The organism is Achromobacter sp. PD1 (genome assembly GCF_048541815.1).
GTDB classification, from domain to species: Bacteria; Pseudomonadota; Gammaproteobacteria; order Burkholderiales; family Burkholderiaceae_B; genus Achromobacter; species Achromobacter bronchisepticus_A.
Map to the genome: position 1 here is coordinate 3,292,466 of NZ_CP183349.1, position 21,254 is coordinate 3,313,719.

19 protein-coding genes are annotated in these 21,254 nt (G+C 67.6%); 12 read left to right on the forward strand and 7 right to left on the reverse strand.

What is annotated here, in order from left to right; all coding sequences use genetic code 11:
- The first annotated feature begins 49 nt into the window (after positions 1–49).
- The gene (locus ACM1PE_RS15575) at positions 50–961 is read left to right on the forward strand and encodes a TonB family protein (RefSeq protein ID WP_419343747.1); all 912 of its coding nucleotides are present in this window, start codon (positions 50–52) and stop codon (positions 959–961) included.
- Here the strand turns inward: ACM1PE_RS15575 and ACM1PE_RS15580 are convergent.
- Entirely contained in the window at positions 958–1,680 is a 723-nt protein-coding gene (locus tag ACM1PE_RS15580) for a GntR family transcriptional regulator (RefSeq protein WP_306637077.1), read from the reverse strand. The two genes, ACM1PE_RS15575 and ACM1PE_RS15580, sit on opposite strands and share 4 nt — an antisense overlap.
- Before the next feature lie 111 nt (positions 1,681–1,791).
- Here ACM1PE_RS15580 and ACM1PE_RS15585 point away from each other — a divergent pair, with 111 nt between their 5' ends.
- The 5 genes from ACM1PE_RS15585 (at position 1,792) to ACM1PE_RS15605 (ending at position 7,734) form a co-directional block, all read left to right on the forward strand.
- Entirely contained in the window at positions 1,792–2,805 is a 1,014-nt protein-coding gene (locus tag ACM1PE_RS15585) for an Ldh family oxidoreductase (RefSeq protein WP_223283248.1), read from the forward strand.
- A 31-nt stretch (positions 2,806–2,836) separates the two neighbouring features.
- The gene (locus ACM1PE_RS15590; RefSeq protein ID WP_251881528.1) at positions 2,837–4,060 is read left to right on the forward strand and encodes an iron-containing alcohol dehydrogenase; all 1,224 of its coding nucleotides are present in this window, start codon (positions 2,837–2,839) and stop codon (positions 4,058–4,060) included.
- A gap of 34 nt (positions 4,061–4,094) precedes the next feature.
- A complete protein-coding gene (locus ACM1PE_RS15595; protein WP_059373440.1) occupies positions 4,095–5,543 on the forward strand; it encodes an NAD-dependent succinate-semialdehyde dehydrogenase in 1,449 nt (482 codons plus the stop codon).
- Between the two features lie 70 nt (positions 5,544–5,613).
- Positions 5,614–6,702, forward strand: a complete 1,089-nt coding sequence (locus ACM1PE_RS15600) for an isocitrate/isopropylmalate dehydrogenase family protein (protein ID WP_118932658.1) — start codon at positions 5,614–5,616, stop codon at positions 6,700–6,702.
- A 48-nt stretch (positions 6,703–6,750) separates the two neighbouring features.
- Positions 6,751–7,734, forward strand: coding sequence for a Bug family tripartite tricarboxylate transporter substrate binding protein (locus ACM1PE_RS15605; RefSeq protein ID WP_306637073.1), 984 nt, complete (start codon positions 6,751–6,753; stop codon positions 7,732–7,734).
- A 15-nt stretch (positions 7,735–7,749) separates the two neighbouring features.
- On the opposite strand, the gene ACM1PE_RS15610 is transcribed toward ACM1PE_RS15605, so the two are convergent.
- Entirely contained in the window at positions 7,750–10,134 is a 2,385-nt protein-coding gene (locus ACM1PE_RS15610; protein ID WP_419343842.1) for a DNA internalization-related competence protein ComEC/Rec2, read from the reverse strand.
- 274 nt (positions 10,135–10,408) lie between these two features.
- Here ACM1PE_RS15610 and ACM1PE_RS15615 point away from each other — a divergent pair, with 274 nt between their 5' ends.
- Positions 10,409–11,569 carry a benzoate/H(+) symporter BenE family transporter gene (locus ACM1PE_RS15615; protein ID WP_419343748.1) on the forward strand — a complete coding sequence of 387 codons (1,161 nt, stop codon included), beginning with the start codon at positions 10,409–10,411 and terminating at the stop codon, positions 11,567–11,569.
- A gap of 25 nt (positions 11,570–11,594) precedes the next feature.
- Here ACM1PE_RS15615 and ACM1PE_RS15620 read toward each other — a convergent pair whose 3' ends face one another.
- A complete protein-coding gene (locus ACM1PE_RS15620) occupies positions 11,595–12,455 on the reverse strand; it encodes a DUF2272 domain-containing protein (RefSeq protein ID WP_419343749.1) in 861 nt (286 codons plus the stop codon).
- A 364-nt stretch (positions 12,456–12,819) separates the two neighbouring features.
- Here ACM1PE_RS15620 and ACM1PE_RS15625 point away from each other — a divergent pair, with 364 nt between their 5' ends.
- From ACM1PE_RS15625 to ACM1PE_RS15645, 5 genes are all read left to right on the forward strand, one after another.
- Positions 12,820–14,343: an amidohydrolase family protein gene (locus tag ACM1PE_RS15625; protein WP_419343750.1), complete on the forward strand. Its 1,524-nt coding sequence runs from the start codon at positions 12,820–12,822 to the stop codon at positions 14,341–14,343.
- 117 nt (positions 14,344–14,460) lie between these two features.
- Positions 14,461–15,567 (forward strand): ABC transporter substrate-binding protein, encoded by a 1,107-nt coding sequence (locus ACM1PE_RS15630; RefSeq protein WP_118932662.1) that lies wholly within the window; start codon positions 14,461–14,463, stop codon positions 15,565–15,567.
- A 9-nt stretch (positions 15,568–15,576) separates the two neighbouring features.
- Entirely contained in the window at positions 15,577–16,440 is an 864-nt protein-coding gene (locus ACM1PE_RS15635) for an ABC transporter permease (RefSeq protein ID WP_419343751.1), read from the forward strand.
- Positions 16,437–17,246: an ABC transporter permease gene (locus tag ACM1PE_RS15640; RefSeq protein WP_419343752.1), complete on the forward strand. Its 810-nt coding sequence runs from the start codon at positions 16,437–16,439 to the stop codon at positions 17,244–17,246. Before ACM1PE_RS15635 ends, ACM1PE_RS15640 begins: the two co-directional genes overlap by 4 nt.
- A 15-nt stretch (positions 17,247–17,261) precedes the next feature.
- Positions 17,262–18,128, forward strand: a complete 867-nt coding sequence (locus ACM1PE_RS15645; RefSeq protein WP_059373457.1) for an ABC transporter ATP-binding protein — start codon at positions 17,262–17,264, stop codon at positions 18,126–18,128.
- A 67-nt stretch (positions 18,129–18,195) separates the two neighbouring features.
- Here the strand turns inward: ACM1PE_RS15645 and ACM1PE_RS15650 are convergent, their stop codons facing one another.
- The 4 genes from ACM1PE_RS15650 to ACM1PE_RS15665 form a co-directional block, all read right to left on the reverse strand.
- Positions 18,196–19,176 (reverse strand): Bug family tripartite tricarboxylate transporter substrate binding protein, encoded by a 981-nt coding sequence (locus ACM1PE_RS15650; RefSeq protein WP_419343753.1) that lies wholly within the window; start codon positions 19,174–19,176, stop codon positions 18,196–18,198.
- A 108-nt stretch (positions 19,177–19,284) separates the two neighbouring features.
- Positions 19,285–19,704: a nuclear transport factor 2 family protein gene (locus ACM1PE_RS15655; protein WP_059373460.1), complete on the reverse strand. Its 420-nt coding sequence runs from the start codon at positions 19,702–19,704 to the stop codon at positions 19,285–19,287.
- 8 nt (positions 19,705–19,712) lie between these two features.
- A complete protein-coding gene (locus ACM1PE_RS15660) occupies positions 19,713–20,936 on the reverse strand; it encodes an NAD(P)/FAD-dependent oxidoreductase (RefSeq protein ID WP_306637062.1) in 1,224 nt (407 codons plus the stop codon).
- Positions 20,933–21,253 (reverse strand): non-heme iron oxygenase ferredoxin subunit, encoded by a 321-nt coding sequence (locus tag ACM1PE_RS15665; RefSeq protein WP_251881554.1) that lies wholly within the window; start codon positions 21,251–21,253, stop codon positions 20,933–20,935. Before ACM1PE_RS15665 ends, ACM1PE_RS15660 begins: the two co-directional genes overlap by 4 nt.
- Position 21,254: the final 1 nt, after the last annotated feature.

Here is a 21,254-nt window from a genome sequence, read left to right on the forward strand (position 1 = left end):
GCCGGTGCGCCCAGCCGGCGGGCGCTGCATCCCCAGGAGACTTGCCCACATGAACTGGCCGATACGCGCCTGCGCCATGGCCGCGATCGCCTTGTGCGCGTCCACGGCGGTTTCGGCCGCCGCCCCCGCCAATCAGGCCGAGTGGACCACCGGCGCAATGCGCAAGCTGCAGAGCCATCTGGAAATGCCCAAGGAGGCGTACGAACTTGACGGTCCCCTAAGCCTGCGCCTGCGCCTCACCGTCCTGCGGGACGGCAAGATCGACGCGGTGGACCTGGCCAGCTCCTCGGGCTATGTCGCCATCGACAAGGCCGCGGTCCGTATGGTCCGGCGCGCCAGCCCGCTGCCCGCCTTCACCAGCGACATGCACGCCGACAGGCAAATCCTGATGCTGCCGGTGCGGTTCCAGATGATCGACGAGCCCGCCAGCGACGCCGAGCGCCGCTATGCCGACCGGACGCGCGGATTCGGCGTAGCGGTGCCGGCGGCATATCGGATCGTGAAGCACGGAAAGTCCGACGAATTCGACGTGCTGGTCGAGATCGTCCGCGCCAACGGCGCGCCGCAAGTCCCGGATGCGGCCGGCTACCTGTGCGGCATCGGCTTCAGTACGCCGCGCAAATCGCTGAAGACGCATCCCGGCGCCGAAGCGCCGCTCTCTGCCGCCGAGCGCATGGCCGCAGCCGAGGCGATCCTGGCCGCGCAGGGCGAATCGCCCGAGCAGCGCAGCGGCTTTGAGTTGCAAGGCGCCAAGGGCGTCGACTATGTCGCGCCCGCAGGCGCCCGGCCGGATGGCACCCGCCTGCGGGAGTACAACGCGCTGGTGGATACGGCGACGCTGCGCGTGGCCATGCGCTGCACCGTGGCAAGCGAAGACATGCCGGCAGCCCTGCCCGCGTTCCGCAAGATCCGGGACGGCATCAGCCTGGGCGGACAAGCGCCCGGACCCGCCGCGCGCTAATCCAGCATTTCGAAGTACGGCGCCATGCGCTCGCGCGACCTGAGGATGTGGTCGCGCATGGCATCCTGCGCGCCTTCAGCGTCACGCTCGTTCAGCGCCCGCACGATGCGCGCGTGCTCGGTCACGGCTTCTTCCGTAACCCGCGAGTGGAAACGCAGCCGGAACAGATGGGTATGCGCATACAACCGGGCCAGCGCTTCGGCAAGCAGCTCATTGCCGCTCTGTTCCGCGATCCAGGAGTGGAACTGCGCGTCCAGCACGGCGAATTTGCCATAGGCCACGCGCGCGTCATCGGCGCTCGGGGCGCTCATCGCCGCAGACAGCGCCGCCAGTTCCTGCAGTGACGCGTCCGTCATGCGTTGCGCTGCCAGCCCTGCACCGAATGGTTCCAGCTGCAAACGCAATTCGTACATCTGCTCGAAACGCCTGCGCGTAGGCATGGGCGCCGCGCTGTATCCCACGTGATGCGTCTTGACCACCAGCCCTTCGGTTTCAAGCCGGATCAGCGCGGCGCGTATCGGCGTTTGCGAGACGCCTAGCTCACGCACCAGCGCATCGACCGCGATACGCATGCCGGGCGCGATCTTCAGGGAAATGAGCTGCGACAGCAGGGTTTCATAGACCTCATCGCCCAACGACCGCACGCGCTCGCCCAGGCGCTGGCCGGCCGCGGGCGGGGTCGAGAGTACGGCTGCGGAACCGCGAGAGAGTGTCGTCATGGTTGTTTCACCCTGATTTGCCAACTATGTGTTGACGTCCAATTTGTTACGAGGTTAGCATAAATCAGATCGTATTTCAGATCCGATCGGATTTAACAACTTAAAGACACTATGACGACAACGATAAAAATGGGGGAGGCACGGCAAGTCTGCATCCGCGCACTGGAACTGGCCGGAACCCCGGCCGACCACGCCGCGACGCAGACCGACCTGCTGCTTGAAGCCGAATTGCGCGGCCGCGCGTCCCACGGCCTGTTGCGCCTGCCGCGCATCATCGAACGCATCCACAACGGCGTGGCCGACCCGAAGACCCGCGGCACGGCCGTCTGGCGCTCCCCAGCCTTCCTGGACATGGATGGCGAGCGCGGCCTGGGTCCGGTGATCGCGCTGGCAGCCCTGGAGCAGATCCGCGAACGCGCCCGCGAGACGGGAATCGCCATCGCCGCGGTCAGCAACAACAACCATATCGGCATGCTGGCGCTCTACGCGGAAAGAGCGGCGCGCGAAGGCCAGATCCTTTTGGCCCTGTCGACCAGCGAGGCCCTGGTCCATCCCTGGGGCGGCCGCCACGCCCTGATCGGCACCAATCCTATCGCCATCGGCGTGCCCACCGCGGACGAACCGTTCGTGCTGGACATGGCCACCAGCCAGGTCGCCATGGGCAAGATCCACGACTACGCCAACCATGGCCGGCCGCTCGATCCGGGCTGGGCGCTCGACGGCGCCGGCAACCCCACCACGGATGCCGAAGCTGCCAAGGCGGGCGCACTGGCCCCCTTCGGTGAAGCCAAGGGTTACGCGCTGGGCCTGGCGTTCGAGGTCCTGGTCGCCAGCCTGACGGCATCCGCGCTGGGCAATGCCGTCAAGGGCACGCTGGATTCCAGCGAAATATGCAACAAGGGCGACGTCTTCATCGCGATCGAGGCTGGGTCGGGCGGGATTGCCAGCCGCGTCACCAGATACCTGGATGACATCCGCGCCTGCCCTGCCCTGCTGCCCGGGCGGCCCGTCGCGGTGCCAGGCGATCGGGCGCGCACCGAACGCCGCCTGCGGCTGGATAGCGGCATGGAACTGGCCGACGAGGTCTGGCGCCGCATCCTCGATCTCGCGCAACGCACCGCCTGAATTTCCCGAGACTCCCCTTCAAGGATCCACAATGAGTGAATTGTTTGGAATCATGCGCGCACCGCGCGCCGTGCTGTTTGGCAACGGCCAGCGTCTTGCGCTGGGCCGCGTCGCGGCCGCCCTGGGCCAGCGCGCGCTGATCTGCACCGACGAGCGCTTCGCCGCCACGGCGGAAATGTCCGAACTGCTGGCCACGCTGGAAAGCGCCGGCGTGCGCGTCCAGGTGTACGACCGCACCCAGCCGGACCTGCCCGTCGAGGGCGTCTACGAATGCGTGGCAGCGCACGGCGCGTTCCAACCACAGGTAATCGTCGGACTGGGTGGCGGCAGTTGCCTGGACATGGCCAAGCTGGTCAGCCTGTTGCTGACGCATGGCGGGAAGGCCTCCGATTACTACGGTGAATACAAGGTGCCTGGCCCGGTGTTACCCGTGATCGCGCTGCCCACCACATCGGGCACGGGCTCCGAGGTCACGCCAGTCGCCGTGCTGGCCGATAGCGCCCGCGATCTGAAGGTGGGCGTCTCCAGTCCGCACCTGATTCCCCACACCGCCATCTGCGATCCTGAACTGACGCTGACCTGCCCCAAGGGACTGACCGCCATCGCCGGCGCCGACGCCTTGACCCATGCCATCGAGGCCCTGACCGCGGTCCGCCGCAGTCCGGATGCCGACATTGCTCAGACCCGCGTATTCGTCGGCAAGAACGCCTTCAGCGACCAGCAGGCGCTGATTGCCATCCGCGCGCTCGCGTCCTATCTGCCCCGCGCCGTCGACGACGGCGCCGACCTTCATGCCAGGGGCCAGGTCATGGCCGCGGCGCTGGCCGCTGGCCTGGCCTTCGGCGTGGCGGGCACCGCGGCGGCGCACGCCATCCAGTACCCGATCGGCGCGCTGACGCACACGGCGCACGGCGCGGGCGTGGCAACCCTGATGCCCTATGTCATGGATTTCAACGCAACGGCCTGCAGCGCCGACTATGCGGCCATCGCTACGGCGATGGGGGACACGGAAACCGATCCCGCGCGCCTCGCCGCCCGCGCGCCGCGCCATGTGTATGACCTGTTCTCGCGCATCGGCATCCCTGCGACTCTGGCCGGACTGGGCGTGCGCGCCGACCAGCTCGAATGGATCGCCGCGCAGTCCATGCTGGCCGCGCGCCTGGTCACGAACAACCCGCGCCCGCTGGACCAGGACGGCATCGCCGCCATCGTGGCCGCCGCCTACGCGGGACACGGCTCGTTTCGCGCATCTTGATAACCCGCCTTCCACCCACATCCGGAGCTGACGCATGACCATCGAGGCCAACAAGCTGTCCACAGACCTTTACATCGACGGCGCCTGGCGCGCCTCCACCTCGGGCCGTCGCATCGACGTGTACGACCCGTCCACCGAACAGGTGATCGCCAGCGTGGCGGACGCGACGCTCGAAGACGCCGCCGCGGCCGTGGACGCAGCGGCGCGCGCCGCCGCCGGCTGGGCAGCCACGCCCGCGCGCCAGCGCGGCGAAATCCTGCGCAAGTGCTATGAACTGATGATCCGCGACGCCGACCATCTGGCACGTCTGATTTCCCAGGAAAACGGCAAGGCGCTGACCGACGCGCGCGGCGAGGTCGCCTACGCCGCCGAGTTCTTCCGCTGGTTTTCCGAGGAAGCGGTGCGCATCAATGGCGATATCAGCGTGTCGCCCAGCGGCGCCAGCCGCATCATCGTGCAATACCAGCCCATAGGCATCGCACTGCTGGTCACGCCGTGGAACTTCCCCGCAGCCATGGCCACCCGCAAGATCGCGCCCGCGCTGGCCGCCGGCTGCACCTGCATCCTCAAACCCGCCACCGAGACCCCCTTGACCGCCTACGCCGTCATGCGCCTGCTGGAAGAAGCCGGCGTGCCTGCGGGCGTGGTCAACGTATTGACGACCTCCTCGGCGGGCAAGTTCGCCAACGCGGTGCTGGACGATCCGCGCGTGCGCAAGCTCTCCTTCACCGGCTCAACGGAAGTGGGCCGCGTGCTGCTGCGCAAGGCGGCGGATTCCGTCATCAGCTGCTCGATGGAACTGGGCGGCAACGCGCCGTTCCTGGTCTTCGACGACGCGGATATCGATGCCGCCGTGGAAGGCGCCATGATCGCCAAGATGCGCAACGGCGGCGAAGCCTGCACGGCGGCCAATCGCTTCTACGTGCAGCGCGGCGCGGTCGAGGAATTCAGCGCCCGCTTCGCCGTACGCATGGCCGCGCTGAAAACCGGCGACGGCGTCGATCCCGGCACGCAATGCGGCCCCTTGGTCAATGCGGGCGCGGTGGACAAGGTGGCATCGCTGGTGGCCGACGCCGTCGCCAAGGGTGCGCGGATCAAGGCCGGCGGCAAGCGGCTGGACCGCGCCGGTCATTTCTACGAACCCACCGTGCTGGTGGATGTGCCCGCCGATGCCGACCTGCTTGCTGAAGAAATCTTCGGTCCCGTGGCGCCCATCGTGGCGTTCGATACCGAGGACGAAGCCGTGGCCTTGGCCAATGCCACCGAGTATGGGCTGGTGGCATACGTCTATACGCGCGACCTGGCGCGTGGACTGCGCGTATCGGAACGCATCGAAAGCGGCATGATCGCCCTGAACCGCGGCCTGGTATCGGATCCCGCGGCGCCGTTCGGCGGCGTCAAGCAAAGCGGCCTGGGCCGCGAAGGCGCGCACCATGGGCTGCTGGAGTTCATGGAAGCCAAGTACATATCGACCAATTGGTAAGCCCTGACGGCCGCGTCCCGGACGCGGCCGTCCCTCTGATTGCAAAACCCTCACGAGGAGACAGCCACACATGGCTAAGTATGAAATTGCGACCATCGACGGCGATGGCATCGGTCCGGAGGTCTGCCAATCGGCAATCACCGTACTGAAGGAAGCCTGCGGCGCCGACCTGCTCTCATTCAGCAGCTACGACGGCGGCGCCGATCACTACGTCAGGTCGGGCCAGGTTTTGCCCGACGACACCTACGCAGCCTGCAAGGCGGCCGACGCCATCCTGCACGGCGCGGCGGGCATGCCGGGCGTGACCTACCCCGACGGCACCGAAGTCGGAAACGACCTGCATCTGCGCCTGCGCTTCCGGCTGGACCTGTACGCCAACGTGCGCCCGATCCGCCTATACCAAGGCGTCGATTCGCCGCTCAAGCATTTCAAGCCCGGACAGATCGACTACGTCATCGTGCGCGAAAACACCGAAGGCCTGTACGCCAGCCGCGGCGGCGGCATCGTGCTGCGCGACGAAGTGGCGACCGACACCATCGTCGTCACCCGCAAGGGCATCGAACGCGTCGCCCGCTTTTCCTTTGAGCTGGCACGCCAGCGCAACGGCGCGCCGCGTGACGGCAAGCGCCGCGTCACGGTGTGCGACAAGGCCAACATCCTGCGCACCTACGCCTTCTTTCGCGCGGTCTGCGACGACGTGGCCGCCAGCTATCCCGACGTCGAAATCGATTACGCCTATGCCGATGCCATCACGGTGCACATGCTCAAGCGGCCGGATTTCTATGACGTGATCGTGGCGGAAAACATGTTCGGCGACATCATCTCCGACTTGGGCGCCGCCACGATAGGCGGCATGGGCCTGTCGGCCTCCGCAGAACTGGGCGACACCCATGGGCTCTTCCAGGGCGCGCACGGATCCGCGCCCGACATTGCCGGCCAAAACGCCGCCAGTCCGCTGGCCACCATCCTGTCGGGCGCGCTCATGCTGCGCTGGCTAGGCGACAAGCATGCCGATGCCGCGCTCTCCGAATCCGCGCAACGCATCGAGCGCGCGGTCGAACAGGTGCTCGCCAAAGGCGACCACGTGCCACGCGACCTGGGCGGCACGGCAAGCTGCACCGACATGACCGACGCCGTCTGCCGCGCGTTGTCGCGCTGACGGCCAGGCCGATCCCCACCTAGAAAAGAGAATACGAGGAGACACCCCATGCTACGCATCACCCCCTTCCTGTGCGCCGCCCTGACCGCGGCAACCTTTGCCGCTCCCGCCGCCGCCCAGGACTATCCCAGCCGCGCCATCACGGTCATCGTGCCCTTCGCGCCCGGCGGCACCAGCGACACGCTGGGTCGCCTGGTGGCCACGTCGCTGTCCAAGCAACTGGGCCAGACGGTGGTCGTCGAAAACTCCGGCGGCGCCGGCGGCCTCATCGGCATGCAGAAGCTGCAGAAGAGCGCACCGGACGGCTACACCCTGGCCTTCAACAACATGTCGCTGGCGATCCTGCCGCATCTGCATCCCAAGGCCAACTACGATCCGCAAAAGGAATTGGCGCCCATCGGCATCGTCGCGACCGTGCCCATGGTGCTGTCGGTCAGCAACAAGAGCGGCATCCAGGATCTGCCCGCCATGCTCAAGCGCATCCGCGACGCGAACGCCGTCAAGCTCAACCTGGGCTCAAGCGGGCCGGGCAGCACGGCGCACCTGGCCGAGGCCATGTTTCTGCACTTCGCCGACGCACGCGGCGAACTCATTCCCTATCGCGGCACGGGTCCCGCGCTGACCGACTTGATGAGCGGCATGATCGACGGGGTCATCGACCAGACCGTGACCATGCTGCCGCTGCATCAGGACAAGCGCGTCAAAGCCATTGCCGTGACCGGAACTGCGCGCCTGACGCAAAGTCCGGACATCCCCACCTTTGCCGAGGGCGGGCTGCCTGAGTTCGATCTGGCTATCTGGAATGGCCTGGTGGCGCCGGCTGGCACGCCGCAGCCTGTGGTCGAAAAACTGGCCGCCGCCCTGTCGCAAGCGATAGACACCCCCGAGTTCAAGACTCGTCTGGAACAATTGGCGGCGCAAGCGCCTACCACGCAGGAACGCGGCCCCATCGCATTCTCCGATCTGCTCAAGCGCGACTCTCAACGCGTATCGTCGCTGGTCAAGAGCGCGAACCTGCTCGGCGCAAATTGAACGCCGCGGGCGGCCTCAGCGCCCATGCCAGTACCGCCGCCCGCGCTCACGCTCAACCGTCACATCCAGCCCCCCGGCGCCTGAAGTCGCCATCACCGCGCCGTCGCGGTCGCTGCGCCAGAACGCCGCGCCGGCGCGCGTCCACCGCAGCTCCACCGCCCGGGCCGGATGGCGGAAGCGGTTCAGATGCCCCGCCTGCGCGATCGCATGGCCGGCGGCGGAAGCGGCCACCAGATCCCGGCCCGAGGACGATGCCGAACCGTGATGCGGCGCCATCACCACGTCGACCTGTGGCAATGCCTGGGCCAGCGCATTTTCCTGAGCCACGCCCACGTCGCCCGTCAGCAGCAGCGCATGCGATGTACCTTGCACCAGCAGCACGCAGCTATCTGCATTGCGGCCCTCTCCCTTCTTGCCACCGCCATCGGCGGGATTCAGGAAGGTGAACGCCACGCCGTCCGCCTCCCAACTCATGCCGCGCTGGCAACGCCCCATGTCGGCGGGCAATGGCGGCGCGGCGCTGCCGGCTTGCGACCACATCCGGATATCGCGTCGCAGGAACGCAGCCAGATCGAACGATGCGTAGCTGCGCCCAGCCGGAACCGCCGCCAGCACCGCGCGCAATCCGCCCACGTGGTCCAGATCGGCATGCGACAGGACCAGCACGTCCAGCTGCCGGATGCCCCGCGCCAGCAGGAACGGCGCGACGACGCGCTCGCCCGCGTCGCTGCCGCCGTAATGACGCGGCCCCGCGTCGAACAGCAAGGCCTGGCTGGCCGTCTCAACCAGGATGGCGCTGCCCTGCCCCACATCCATCGCGCTCATGCGCCAATATCCCGGCTCGGGCCGGTCGGGCCGCCAAAACAGCAACGGCAGCATGCAGAGCCACCCCAGATGCCTGCCCGGCCATCCGCGCACCTGCAGCGCCCACGCCATGCCCGCCACGGCCAACAGCAGCCATGGCCATGGCGCAGCCGCAACCGGCATGCTGGCCCAGGACGCGTTGCCCACCCAGGACACCGGCGCCATGGTCAGGTCAAACGCCTGCAGACCCCATCGCCCGGCCAACTCGGCCAGCCCCTGCGCGCCCGGTAAAACCGATAAGGCCGCGCACAGCAAGGCCAGCGGCGTCACGATGAAGGTCACGACAGGGATCGCCACCGCATTGGCCAGCGGCGATCCCAGCGATACCTGGTGCACCAGGTAAGCCAGCAAGGGGGTCAGGCCCACGGTCACCATCAGCTGCAGGCGCGCCGCCTGCGCCAGCCTGGCCGTGCAGCGCCGGCGCCAGCCGGCTTCGCGGTCAATCGGCGCGTCTGCGATGCGCAGTAGCACCGCCACCGCGCCGAACGACAACCAGAATCCCGCCGACACCGGCGCCCACGGATCCAGCGCCACGACCGCCGCAGCCGCGCACGCCAGCACCCGGCCGCCCGACAGCGGCAAACGCGACACCGCGGCCGCCAGCACCACCGACAGCATGAAGAACGTGCGGCGCGCCGGCACGCCCCAGCCGGCCAGCAGGCAATACAGCAGCGCGACCAGCGCGGCCGCGGCCCCGCCCGCCACCCGCGCAGGCACATGCTCGGCCAGCCCCGCGCCGCGCCACCGTCCTCGCCGCCACAGCGCCGCCACCAGCAACCCGGCGATACCCGCGATCGACGTCACATGCATGCCGCTGATCGACACCAGATGGGTAATGCCGCTGCGGTTGAACAGCAGCCAGTCCTCGCGCGCGACGCCGGCCTGGTCGCCAATGGCCAAGGCGATCATCACCGGCGCATAGCGATGCTCTCCCAAGGCCGCGCGCAAGCCCTCCCGCACGCTGTGGCGCGCCCGCTCAATGGCGATGCCGGGCGTCGCCCAGGGCCGGTCCGCCAGCAGCCTGGGCTGCCCGCGGACCGTAGCCACCGCCCGTATCCCTTGCGCGAACAGGCGCCCTTCCACATCCGGTCCGGCTGGATTCAATAAGCCGTGCGGACGCCGCAACACCAGCGCCATGCGCCAGACCTGGCCGGGCTTGATTTCGGGAAGCAGCGCCTGCGGGCCGGGCGGCGCCTGCCAGGCGACCTGGATGCGCGAGGGAATGCCGGACGGCGCGGGTTCGTCGAGTTCTGCCAGAAAGCGCTGGCTGCGCTCGTCGCCATCGGGCAAGCTGGCCACGCGCAGCGCCAGGCGCGACACGGCGTCCTGGTGCTCGTCCGACAGCGCGTCGTCCAGCCTGGCTCGGGCTTGCAGACTGGCGTCCAGCGAACCCGCACACACGCCCAGCGTCAAGGCGGCAAGCTGGCTCGCCAGACGAGGCCGTGAGCGCAGGCAGGCAACCAGTGCAAGCAGGCAAGCCCCTGCCAGCCACCATGCGGCACCTGCGCAGGGCAGCCGCGGGGATACCTGGACCAGTCCCGCGCCAGCCACGAACGCGACGCAGAATATTCGGCCAGTGATAGCGATCTCCCAAAACCGGGGAGCGTAGGCGCATGCATTGCCGCACGGGCATGAGAGTGACCGGATTTGCCCACCTCGGCTGGGCGCAGGTGCAACCAGCGTGCCGCCGCACGGGATATTTCCTGTATTGTTTCGGTGCTCGGCAAAATGCTTCACTCATTAATGAGATAAGTCCATGGCCCACCCAGAAACGATCCCAGCCGCCCCGTCCTCGTTCCCGGCGACTGAGTTGACGAACGCTTTCGTCGCTTTCCTGTTTTCCGCCTCGGCGCCGGTAGCCATCATCCTGAGCGCCGGCGTGAAAGGGGGGCTCAGCCAGGCCACCCTCGCCTCCTGGATCTTCGCGGCCTTTGTGCTCAACGGCATTCTCACCATCGTGATGTCGGCGATTTACCGGCAACCATTGGCCTTTCTCTGGACCATCCCGGGCGCGGTGCTGGTCGCAAGCGCCCTGCAGCATCTGCCCTTCGCCGAGGTCATCGGCGCCTACCTGCTGACCGCCGCGCTGATGCTGGTGCTGGGGCTGACGGGCTGGGTCGGCGCCATCATGGACCGCATCCCCATGCCCATCGTCATGGGCATGGTCGCGGGCGTCTTTCTCAGCTTCGCGCTGGACTGGATCCGATCGTTCGCCTCCGATCCCTGGCTGGCAGGCGCCATGACCGCGACCTTCTTCGCGGTCTCGTTGTTTCCCGCGGTGCAAAAGCGGCTCTCTCCCATCATCGGCGCGCTCATCGCCGGCGTGTGCACGCTGGCGTTCACCGGCAGGACGCCCGCGCTGGAACATGTGACGTTCACGACCTCATTGGCAAGCCCGCAGTTCTACGCGCCGGTGTTCTCGTGGGCCGCCGCGTTCGAGCTGGTGCTGCCGCTTGCCGTGACCGTGATCGCCGTGCAGAACGCGCAAGGCATTGCCGTGTTGCGCAACTCGCTGCACCGCCCGCCGGTCAACGCCATCACCAATGCCTGCGGCGTGTTCTCGGCGCTGACCGCCTGCCTGGGCTGCGTCTCCACCTGTCTGGCCGGGCCGTCGAACGCCATCATTGCCTCTGGCGCCAACGCGTCACGGCATTGGCTGGCCGCGATCTTCCTCGGGGTCATGGTGATCGTGTTCGGCCTGTTCTCTCCCCTGGTCACGCAGGCGCTGCTGGCCACGCCCGCGGCCTTCGTCGCCACGCTGGCGGGCCTGGCGCTTCTACGCATCCTGCAAGGCGCATTCCACACCGCGTTTCGCCAGCACTTCACGCTGGGCGCCCTGGTTGCCTTCCTGGTGACGCTGGGCGGCCTGCCGCTGCTGGGCATCGGCGCGCCGTTCTGGGGCGTGGTGTTCGGCGTGGCGACCAGCTTCGTCCTGGAGCGCGGCGACTTCGCGAAGCAGCCGGCGGCTTGAGATTGCTTGCGCAACACCGCTCCCCTCAATCGATTCGGTTCTTCATCAGGACGATGGCTTCTCCAACCAGCTTTTCCTTGAAGAAGCGCTGGTTCTTCGCGATATTGCCGTCCGCCGTCAGCTGATACCCGGTAACGAAGACCGACTGGCTGACGTTGCCGCCTATGGCCAACGCGACTTCGGTGCCTACCGCCACAATGATGTCGGAATGGCTGGGAGCTTCCGGATTCTTTGAGGCTGCGAGATATTGATCGAGCGTGTAGGGCTTGTCCCGCCAACTGCCGATGATGTCGCCGACCTGCGGCTTTTCTTCCGTTATGCGTACGCCCCAAAACGGCGCGGACTTGTCCTGGCTCGCCCGCTTCTTGATGGCATCCCACATGTACGCCGCATGACCGATGGAACGCTTGAACGCCTTGAATTCCGGGATGACCTTGGCCGCATTGCTCACCATGAGAGAAATAGCGACGGCGGACCAGGGATAGCCGGTGTCCTTTCCGCTCAGATTCTTGCCCAGCGCCTTCCACATCTCGTGGATGTAGCTGCTATAGGGTTCGACGGTCTCCTTTCCCCGCCCTTTGTCGAATCGTAGCCACTGTTCCACCGCCGCTGCCACGAGCGTCTCGCGAGCCCGGGTATCGGGTGGCCGCAGGGTTGGCTGCCTGGCTGTGGGGGCCCACTTGAATTTCGAATCCGCCAGGCCATCGACCGCATAGCCTTCGACGGTCAAGCCGCCCATTTGCGTCCGAACATGGTGCCAGCCCGCTGGTGCATCCCCTAAATCGTCAACCTCCTGGCCCAACGTCAGGCTACCGACAGGCGTGTTGTTCTCGGTACTGGGAATGGACCGCAGGTTGACTGCCTCGACATTGACGAAACGCTTCATGAAACGCTCCCGGAGCTCCTCGGACATGGGCAGCCGCGCACGCCAGGCCGAGCAGATGTTGTCTGTCTATCCAAATGCCAAAAGAGACGCAGGTTCCAGAATGCCGCGTGGACCGACGGTACGCGAAAACGTCCCGACTAGCCCTCCTCCGGTCGCATGAGAGGCGCAGCCGCGGATACCATCCGCACCAAATATGGGAATGCCGGAATTCCGACAATCTCCCCCAATGCCATAAGCACATCACTTAGTTGGAAATTGCGAATCGGTCGTTTGGCCAGGCGGCCAACTCCCGTAATGTGACCTGTCCGCGCCGGCCTTGCCGAATCCGCAAGGCGCCGCGTCCGTTTCACTCTCGGAGACCCGCATGAACGACCGGCTGCACCGTACCCAGGCTTCCCGATCCGCCGCGATCAAGGCGAAGCTGGACTATCCCGTGATCGATACCGACGTACACGTCAACGACTACGCGCCCGTGCTGGAGGACTACATCCAGCACTATGGCGGTTCCAAGCTGGTGGACGTGCTGCGCAAGACGCAGGGCTCGCGCTTCGCCACCAAGTCCCAGGGCAAGGACTGGTACCAGCAGCCCCCGGAAGAACGGCAGCGCAACCGCACGCTGCGCTCGCCCTGGTGGGCGCGCGTCACGCGCAACACCCTGGACCTGGCGACCGTCACGCTGCCGGAGCTGCTGTACGAGCGCCTGGAAGAACAGGGCTCGGACTACTCCATCCTGTTTCCCAACGACGTGCTGGCGCCGCTGGGCGCGGGCGACGAGTATCGCCAGCCCCTGCACCGCGCGATCAACCACTTCCATGCGGACCAGTACCGCAAGTACAGCGACCGCCTGACGCCCGTGGCAGGCATTCCGCTGAACACGCCGCAGGAAGCCATCGAGGAACTCGAATTCGCGGTCAAGACGCTGGGGCTGAAGGTGGCCAACATCCCGGGCGGCGTGCGCCGGCCGATCAAGGCCATCGCCGACAAGTACCCGCCCGCCGAATTCCCGGAGATCGCGCGGCATGCTTCCTATGTGGATTTCTTCGGCCTGGACAGCGAGTACGACTACGACCCGTTCTGGGCCAAGGCGGTGGAGCTGGGCGTGCCGCTGGCCACCCACTACGGCAGCCAGGGCTGGACCGGGCGCCACTCCATCAGCAATTACATGTTCAACCATATCGGCCACTTCGCCGACGGTTCCCAGGCCTTTGCAAAGGCGCTCTTCTTCGGCGGCGTGACGCGGCGCTTTCCGAACCTGCGCGTGGCCTTGCTGGAAGGCGGCGCGGACTGGGGCGCGCACGTGTACGCGCACCTGGTGGACCGCTGGGAAAAGCGCAACCGCAACGCCGTGCAGCAATACAACCCGGCCAACGCGGACGTGGAGCTGCTGGCGGACCTGTTCGAACGCTACGGCGCGGACCTGCTCAATGGGCGCGAGCTCAACAAGGACACCCTGTTGCGAGACAGCCTGGGCCTGTCGGCGCTGCACCACAGCCGCGACCCCCAGGGCGATGAACTCGACGACTTCGCCGCGGCCGGCATCGAAAACGTAGAGGACATCCGCAAGCGCTGGGTCGACAGCTTCTACTTCGGCTCGGAGGCCGACGACCGGACCATAGGGGCGGCCTTCAACGACCGCGCCAATCCGCTGAACACCAAGCTCAACGCGATCTGGTCCTCCGACGTCGGCCATTGGGACGTGCCGGACCTGACCGAGCCGCTGGCCGAAAGCTGGGACCTGGTGGAAGACGGCGTGATCTCCGCGGCGGATTTCAAGGCCCTGGTGTTCGACAACCCATACCGCTTCTACACCCAGGCGCATCCCGACTTCTTCAAGGGCACGCGCATCGAACAGAAGCTGCAGGCGCGCGCCGAAAAGCGCGCGGCCTGACCTTATCGCGTACCTGCAATCCCGCCCGCCGGCACATGCCGGCGGGCGCCTAGTCCTGCCCGCGGCCGGCGCCTGCCAGCCCGGACCTGTCTTTCATCATCGATATACGGAACGACCATGCGCACCCTGCTCTCTCCCCGCAGCCTGATTTCACGCCTGATGCTGGGCGCAGCCTTGTGCGCCGTCAGCCTCGCCTCCCTGGCCGCGCCCGACGTGGTCCGCATCGGCGTGGCGACCGCCGGCGGCGGCGACCCCATCACCTGGGGCGGCTCGCCGGGCGGCGTGGCGCGCGCCAACAACTGGCTGGAGGAAGCCTTCAAGGGCACCGGCACCGAAGTGCAATGGCTGTTCTTCAAAGGCGCAGGCCCCGCAGTCAACGAAGCGCTCTCGAACAAGCAGATCGATTTCGCCTACCAGGGCGACCTGCCGTCGGTGGTGGGCCGCTCCAACGGGTTGAAGACCCGCATCCTGTTGGGCAGCGGCGTGCGCAACAACCTGTACGTCTCCACGCCCAAGGACTCCCCGCTGCAATCGCTGGACGACCTGAAGGACCGCAAGGTGTCGATCTTCCGCGGCACCAACGGCCATCTGGTCGCCATCAACGTGCTGGCCTCGCGCCAGCTGACCGAACGCGACATCAAGGGCGTGAACCTCGACACCGGCAGCGCGCAAGCGGCGCTGGTCTCCAACGGCGTGGATGCGGCCTTCGGCGGCTATGAATACTTCAAGCTGCGCGACCAAGGCCTGGCGCGCATCATCTATTCGACCAAGGGCCAGGATCCCTCGTTCACGCGCCAGGCGTCGCTGCTGGTGCGCGAGGATTTCGAAAAGGAGAATCCCGAAGCCGTGCAGCGCGTGGTCGACGTGTTCGTGCGTGCGGCGCAATGGTCCTCGGACGAGCAGAACCGCGATGCGCTCTTCAATATCTGGGCGCGCAGCGGCACGCCTTACGCGTCCTGGCAGGCAGAGTTCGACGGCGAAGTGCTAGCCGTGCGCAATTCGCCGCTGCTGGACGAGTTCCTCGCCGCGCGCTACCAGGCCGTGGCGGACGACGCGCTGAAATTGAAGCTGATCCGCCGTCCCGTGAGCGTGGACGGCTGGTTCGAGCCGCGCTACCTCGACGCCGCCTTGCAGAAGGCCAATCTTGCCGCCCGCTGGACCGCGTTCAATGCGCAAGGCCAGCCGGCCGCGGGCGAGCGCCAGGCCAGCGCCGCCGCACGATAAGGAGCCGCCATGTCGGGAAACACGCTTAACGCCCCATTTGCGTCCGCGCGGCGCGGCCCGCGCCTGGCGCCTGCCGCCCTGCTGCGCAACGCCGGCGGCCGCCTGCTGCCCTGGCTGCTGCCGCTGGCCCTGCTCGCGCTTTGGCAGCTGGGCGCATCGCAGGGCTGGATCTCGCCGCAGGTGCTGCCCTCGCCCGGCTTCGTCTGGCTGACCTTGCAGGATCTCTACAGCAGCGGCGACCTCTGGCTGAACGTGCAAGCCAGCATGCAGCGCGTGCTGGTGGGCTTCGCGGCCGGCAGCGCGCTGGGCCTGGCGCTGGGCGCCGCGATGGGATTGTGGCGTCCGCTGGAAGCCTACATCCTGCCCACCTTCAATGCGCTGGTGCAGATCCCGGTCCTGGCCTGGCTGCCCATCTTGCTGCTGCTGGTGGGCATAGGCGAACCACTGAAGTACATCCTGATCGCCAAGGCCGCGCTGGTGCCGGTGACGCTGAACACCTTGCAGGGATTCCGGCAGACCCCGACCAGCCTGCTGGAAGTGGCCCGCGTCTATGGCTACACGCGCCGCCAGCAGGTGCTGGAAGTCGTATTGCCCCACGCCCTGCCGACGCTCTTCACCGGTTTGCGGCTGGGCTTCACCAAGGCCTGGCTGTCGCTGGTGGTGGTGGAGCTGGTCGCGTCCAGCGAAGGACTCGGCTACCTCATCGTCTACGGCCGTCAACTGTTCCAGCTGGATCTGGTGATGGCGGCGGTGATAGTGGTGGGCGCCATCGGCTACGCCATCGACAAGCTGCTGAACCTGGCCGAAACCCGCGCGGGCGGCGGCCAGGCCGCTACGCGCCTGGGCGCGGCGGCCACCGGAGCCCGAACATGACCGCGGCGTTCATCTCCACGCTTCCCGTGGTCCGACGCGGCAGCGCCTGGTTGCGCGCGCGCTGGCGTGGCCTGGTGCTGCCCGCCGCCGCCATCCTGGCCTGGTGGGCGCTGGCGCGGCTGGACTGGGTATCCACTCCGTTGCTGGTGTCGCCGGGCAAGGTGCTGGAGGCGGCGGCCAGCCAGATATCCTCGGGACGGCTGTGGCGCGCGCTGAGCGCGAGCCTGGCGCGCGAATTCACCGGATTCGCAATCGGCACCGCGCTCGGCCTGATACTGGGCGCGCTGCTGGGACTGCTGCCGTTGTTCAACCGCATCGTAGGTCCCAGCTTCAACACTTTCAAGCAGATCTCGCTGTTTGCCTGGATCCCCCTGATCTCGGTCTGGTTCGGCCTGGGCGACGTGGCCAAGGTAACGTTCCTGTCGCTGGCCGCCCTGGTGCCCGTGGTCGTCAATACCTGCGATGGCATACGCAGCACCCCCACGGCGCTGCTGGAAGTGGCCCGCGTGTACGGCTATTCCCGCTGGCAGACGCTGCTGCACGTGGTCCTGCCAGCGGCCGCGCCTTCGATATTCACCGGCGTGTACCTGGCGCTGATCTACTCCTGGCTGGCGACGATAGGCGCGGAGTACCTGCTGGTGGCCGGCCACGGCATCGGCAACACCTTGATCGAAGGCAGCGAACACTTCCAGATGGACCTGGTGATCTTCGGCATGTTCGTGATCGGCCTGGTGGGCTGGTTCATGAATGCCTTGGCCCGCGCGCTGGAGCGCAGGCTGGCGCGGCACCGCTACGGCGCCGCCTGATGGAGTAAGAAAGGAATGACGAGCATCTTCGGCAAGGAATTGAACATCCGCGGCGTGGGCAAGCGCTATGCCGGCCCGGGCGACGGCGCAGAGGCGCTGCAAGTCCTGCAGGACATCAACCTGGACGTGCCCGCCGGGCATTTCGTCAGCATCGTGGGCGCCAGCGGCTGCGGCAAGTCCACGCTGCTGCGCCTGATCCTGGGGCTGGATGGCGACTACGCCGGCCAGATCCTGCTGGACGGCAACCCAGTGCGCGGCGCGGGCCTGGACCGCGGCATCGTATTCCAGGACCACCGGCTGTTTCCGTGGCTGAACGTGGAACGCAACATCGCGGCGGCGCTGCGCAACGCACCGCTGTCGAAGGCAGAAAAGCGCGAGCTGGTGGCCGAGCACATTGCGCTGGTCGGCCTGCAGGGGTTCGAGAAATCCTACCCGCACCAGATCTCGGGCGGCATGGCGCAGCGCGTGGCGATCGCGCGCGGCCTGGTCAACCGCCCGCGCGTGCTGCTGCTGGACGAGCCGCTGGGCGCGCTGGACGCGTTGACGCGGTCGCGGCTGCAGAACGAGTTGCAGCGCATCTGGCAGCAGGAGCAGATCACCATGGTGCTGGTCACGCACGACGTGGAGGAAGCCGTGTTCCTGGGCGACCGCGTGGTGGTGATGCAGCCGCGCCCGGGACGCATCCGCCGCATCGTCGACGTGGATCTGCCGCATCCGCGCAACCGCAGCGATCCGCGCTTCATCCGATTGCGCGACGACGTGCTGAGCGACTTTCTCGATCCAGATGGGCGCGTGGCCCGCCATGAAGAACAGCCGCCTGGCGGCCTGGCGGCCACGGTGGGCGCACTGCCCGCGTTGGGGCGCTTGCGCATGGCTTGGTAGTTTCCTTGCGCACAAAGGCAAGCCGGCGGCACCCGCCGCCGGCTTGGTTGGTTCAGGCGTCAGCCGCTCAATCGATCGACGCGCCCGCCACCTTCACGACCTTCCCCAGCCGCGCATACTCTTCCGCACCGAATTCCGCCAGCGCCTGGCGCGACGTGGGCGAAGGAATCGCACCACGCGACTCCAGCATCTTGCGCACTTCGGGCTGCTGCAGCGCGCGGTTGACCGCCGCGTTCAGCTTGTCCAGCACGGCCGCCGGCGTGCCCTTGGGCGCGTACAGGCCGTCCCAGGCGAAGAACTCATAGCCCTTGACGCCCGCTTCGCTGATCGTGGGAATGTCTGGATTGGATGCCACGCGGTCCGGCGTCGTCACGCCCAGCGCCCGCAGCTTGCCCGCCGCAATCTGCCCCGACACGTTGGGCATGACGTCGATCATGAACGAAATGCGGCCGCCCAGCAGATCGGTCATGGCCGCGCCGCCGCCCTTGTAGGGAATGTGCATGACCTTGGTGCCGGCCATCTGGTTCAGCAACTCACAGGCCAGATGCGAGGACGTGCCGTTGCCGGCGGAACCGCAGGTCAGCTCACCCGGATTGGCCCGGGCGTAGGCCAGCAGCTGCGCCAGGGTCTTGAAGCGCTCGTCGGTGGCATTGACCACCAGCGCCGCCGCAATGACCGTGAAACGCGAGATCGGTTCGAAGTCCGACGGCGCATAGCCCGGCGACTTGTACAGCCAGTGATTGGTGGCCTGCGTGCCATTGGTGCCGTAGGACAGCGTATAGCCGTCGGGCTTGGCGCGCGCGGCGATCGAAGTGCCGATATTGCCGCCCGCGCCGGGGCGGTTCTCGACGATGATGGACTGCCCGCGCTCGCGCGACAGCGGCTCGGCGACCAGGCGCGCCAGCGTGTCGCCGCCGCCGCCGGCCGCGAACGGCACCACCAGCGTGATCGGATGGGTCGGCCAGTCGGCCTGTTGCGCCTGGGCGCCGGACACGACGGCCGCACAGGCGGCCGCCAACATGCAATGCAAGATTCTTGAGGGTTTCATGGTTTGTCTCCTGGGGTATTTACGGTACGCGCCCATTGCTTTTTGAATGGTCCGGACGCGTGAGGAACAAGGATTCGGAATGTGCGGGATCTCCGTGATGTCAGGCCGTCATTCCGGCGGAAGATGGCGGCGGCTGCTCTTGTCCGCCAGCCGCCAGCCGCCGTCCGTCTCCACCAGCACGTCCTGGCACTCGCGGATGGCGACCAGGCGCGGCGCGCCGCCCTGCTCGTGCGGCACGCTTTCGTAGGCGGTCAGGAAGTAGCCGACGGTGGCGCGCGCCCCGGCCAGCTCGACCAGTCGCAGATTGGTAATGACGTGGCAGGTGCTGCGCTCGGGCGCGCGGGCATTCAGGGCTTGCAGGATTTCCTGGCGGCCGGCAAGCCGGCGTCCCTGCCGTTGCCAGACGCCGTCCTCGGCCATGAGCGCGGCGGCGGCCTCGTGCCGCCGCGTGTCCAGGGCATGGAAGAATTCCAGCACCACGGATTCGCAGGCCGTCTTGGCCAGCATGGGCAAAATCGGGTTTTCCATTGCGATCCTCATCCGATCTGGGCGCTGGCCAGCGGCACGTCGGGCCGCCCGAGCAACGCCGGGTCCAGGGTCGCGCGCTGCGCGATCCATTTGCGCAGCTGGCGGAAATCGCGGGCTGCATCCACCGATACGCCGGCCACGGCGCGGCCGCTGGCGTCCAGCGCCACCGACAGCAAGGCGCGCTCCCCAGCCTGCGGCCGCAGCACTTCGCTGCAGGCCAGGCCCGGGAATCCGACGATCTGCACCATGGCGTCGTATTGTTCCGACCAGACGGCGCCGGTCGGCGCATAAGGTTCGCCCAGGCCCAGGGCCGACAGCGCGGCGGCCGTGCCTTGGTCCTGCGCGTTCTGCCACGACTCCATGCGCGCATGGCCGTCCTCGGCCGTCAGCACCGCGACGTCGCCCGCCGCATAGACGTCCGCCGCCGAGGTCCTGCAGTACGCGTCGACCAACACGCCACGCTCGCAGGCCAGGCCGGCTTCACGCGCCAGTTCGTCATTGGCCCGCAGGCCCACGCCCAGCACGATGGCGTCCGCGTCCAGACGCGTGCCGTCGGCCAGTTCCGCCACCGGGCGGCCGTCCGTCTGCGCCAGCACCGCGCGCAGGCAAGTGTCCAGGCGCAGGTCCACGCCATGGGCGGCATGCAGCGCGGCCAGGTGCGCCGACACCGCAGGCTGCACGCTGCGGGCGCACAGTCGCGGTCCCTGCTCCAGCACGGTCACGGCGCTGCCGGACTGACGCGCCGTCGCCGCTACCTCCAGCCCGATCCAGCCGCCCCCCACCACCACCAGGCGGCGGCCCGGGCCGAGGCTGGCGCGCAGGCGCAGGGCGTCGCCGCGGGTGCGCAGCACGTGCACGCCGGGGCCATCCACGCCGGGCAGCGCAGGCACGACCGGCCTGCCGCCCATGCACAGGATCAGCTTGTCATAGGCGATGCTGCCGCCGTCCGAGGTATCCACCTGCCTGTCGGCCACGCGCAGCCGCGCCGCCGCCACGCCCGGCCGAAACTCGATGCGCAACGCCGCCAGCCGCTCGGCTGAAAACAGCTCGGTGCTTTCGGGCACGGCCTGGCCGCCCAGCACCGCCTTGCTCAAGGGCGGGCGTTCATAAGGCGCGTGGGGCTCATCGCCCAGCAGCACGATGCGGCCTTCGTAGCCGCGTTCGCGCAAGGTCGCCGCGGCCCATCCGCCCGCCTGGCCGGCGCCGACCACCACGATGGCGCCCGAGTTCATGCGCCTTCCGCCTTCAGGTAGACGGTGCCCGACTCCACCCGCACCTCGTAGCGGCGCAGGTCCGTCGTGACCGGCGGGCATTGCGGCTTGCCGGTGCGGATGTCGAAGACGCCCTGGTGCAGCGGACACTCGATGGTGCCGTCTTCCAGATAGCCGTCGGCCAGGCTGGCGTTGCCATGCGGACAGCGGTCCTGCGTGGCGCAGATGTCGCCTTGCAGGTTGTAGAGGCAGACGCCTTCGCCTTCATGCATCACGCGCAGGGTGCCGGTGTCGGGCGAAATGTCCGACACCATCGCCACAGGTTTCCAGGTATCCATG

Bases quoted from the DNA above. Each gene is read 5' to 3' on its own strand.
- ACM1PE_RS15655 (WP_059373460.1), bottom strand. From the start codon at position 19,704: ATGGAAAACCCGATTTTGCCCATGCTGGCCAAGACGGCCTGCGAATCC.
- ACM1PE_RS15595 (WP_059373440.1), top strand. From the start codon at position 4,095: ATGACCATCGAGGCCAACAAGCTGTCCACAGACCTTTACATCGACGGC.
- ACM1PE_RS15640 (WP_419343752.1), top strand. From the start codon at position 16,437: ATGACCGCGGCGTTCATCTCCACGCTTCCCGTGGTCCGACGCGGCAGC.
- ACM1PE_RS15575 (WP_419343747.1), top strand. From the start codon at position 50: ATGAACTGGCCGATACGCGCCTGCGCCATGGCCGCGATCGCCTTGTGC.
- ACM1PE_RS15585 (WP_223283248.1), top strand. From the start codon at position 1,792: ATGACGACAACGATAAAAATGGGGGAGGCACGGCAAGTCTGCATCCGC.
- ACM1PE_RS15665 (WP_251881554.1), bottom strand. From the start codon at position 21,253: ATGGATACCTGGAAACCTGTGGCGATGGTGTCGGACATTTCGCCCGAC.
- ACM1PE_RS15630 (WP_118932662.1), top strand. From the start codon at position 14,461: ATGCGCACCCTGCTCTCTCCCCGCAGCCTGATTTCACGCCTGATGCTG.
- ACM1PE_RS15650 (WP_419343753.1), bottom strand. From the start codon at position 19,176: ATGAAACCCTCAAGAATCTTGCATTGCATGTTGGCGGCCGCCTGTGCG.
- ACM1PE_RS15625 (WP_419343750.1), top strand. From the start codon at position 12,820: ATGAACGACCGGCTGCACCGTACCCAGGCTTCCCGATCCGCCGCGATC.
- ACM1PE_RS15660 (WP_306637062.1), bottom strand. From the start codon at position 20,936: ATGAACTCGGGCGCCATCGTGGTGGTCGGCGCCGGCCAGGCGGGCGGA.
- ACM1PE_RS15600 (WP_118932658.1), top strand. From the start codon at position 5,614: ATGGCTAAGTATGAAATTGCGACCATCGACGGCGATGGCATCGGTCCG.
- ACM1PE_RS15620 (WP_419343749.1), bottom strand. From the start codon at position 12,455: ATGAAGCGTTTCGTCAATGTCGAGGCAGTCAACCTGCGGTCCATTCCC.
- ACM1PE_RS15580 (WP_306637077.1), bottom strand. From the start codon at position 1,680: ATGACGACACTCTCTCGCGGTTCCGCAGCCGTACTCTCGACCCCGCCC.
- ACM1PE_RS15590 (WP_251881528.1), top strand. From the start codon at position 2,837: ATGAGTGAATTGTTTGGAATCATGCGCGCACCGCGCGCCGTGCTGTTT.
- ACM1PE_RS15635 (WP_419343751.1), top strand. From the start codon at position 15,577: ATGTCGGGAAACACGCTTAACGCCCCATTTGCGTCCGCGCGGCGCGGC.
- ACM1PE_RS15605 (WP_306637073.1), top strand. From the start codon at position 6,751: ATGCTACGCATCACCCCCTTCCTGTGCGCCGCCCTGACCGCGGCAACC.
- ACM1PE_RS15645 (WP_059373457.1), top strand. From the start codon at position 17,262: ATGACGAGCATCTTCGGCAAGGAATTGAACATCCGCGGCGTGGGCAAG.